Annotated in this window: 1 protein-coding gene; it reads left to right on the top strand. The window is 41.2% G+C overall.

What is annotated here, in order from left to right; genetic code table 11:
• The coding region (locus BKH46_RS09620) for a hypothetical protein (protein WP_172402631.1) at positions 1 to 1007 on the top strand (1007 nt) is incomplete at both ends.

The raw sequence follows: 1007 nt of genomic DNA, 5'->3' as shown, positions 1-1007 counted from the left end.
AGCTCAGATGGAAACATTGGCTTTGATAATGATAATTTCAAAAAAACCATTGCCTTTGTCTATAAAGATGGCACATTTAAGTCTGGTCAAAGTGGCTACACAGGCACAATCCTAGGAGGGACTGCAGATTCAAGCTATAGCTTTTATAATGCAGGCACGATTCGTTATGAAAACCTCTATCGCGCCCTAGGGACTCTCAATCTAGTCAATACCGAGCTCAATGGAATCATTGGGGGCTCCACTAAAGCAGAAAGCTCTTCTTCCCTCACTCCAAGAGATGTAGCCATTGCCTTTGATTATTCCAAACATTCAGATGGCACAAATCCCTCCATCGGAGGCTTAGCGATTGTAGGTCAAGGCACACATAATATTTCCTTTGACTTTACAGGCAATACAGGCACCACGATCACTACCCCTAACAATGGCGATAACAATAACAATAGTGCAAGCGCCTATATCGGTCAGACTGTGAAATTTGCAGGCTCAATCCTAGGAGGAGACACCACAAATCCATCTAAAAACAATATCACCATCTATAACATCGGAGGTATGGATAACACCAAGAAAAGCTCTAACACCCAAGCAGGCAATACGACTACAGAAAATGGAGAAGAGGGTAAAACAGACACCACCACAGCTTATGGAATCTTAAACGCACTCAACAATGCAGGTTTTATTGCCATCAACAATAAAGCCCCTCTTGATATTGAAAACGATAAATGGAAAGACAAAGAAACTTCAAGTGGAGATTCAGCCCAAGGTGTGTATAAAGATGATAAAAAAGACATTGCCAAAGGATCAACAATCACACTTTATGGCTCTTCTATCAAAGGTAATCTCAAAGAAGACAACTATACACTCAATCTAAACTTTTATAGCGCCAATGAAGCCTCTAAAGTCACTGGACTCAACGGACTCAACCATGCCCTAGAAGCTTCTAGCTTCAATGGTAATCTCATTGATCTCTCCAAAAACCCCTATGACCAAACACTCACATTTGTTGGCAA

Source organism: Helicobacter sp. 12S02634-8, from assembly GCF_002272865.1.
Taxonomy (GTDB): domain Bacteria; phylum Campylobacterota; class Campylobacteria; order Campylobacterales; family Helicobacteraceae; genus Helicobacter_J.
The sequence above is the reverse complement of the archived record's forward strand: the minus strand, read 5'-3'. Positions and strand labels throughout refer to the sequence as shown.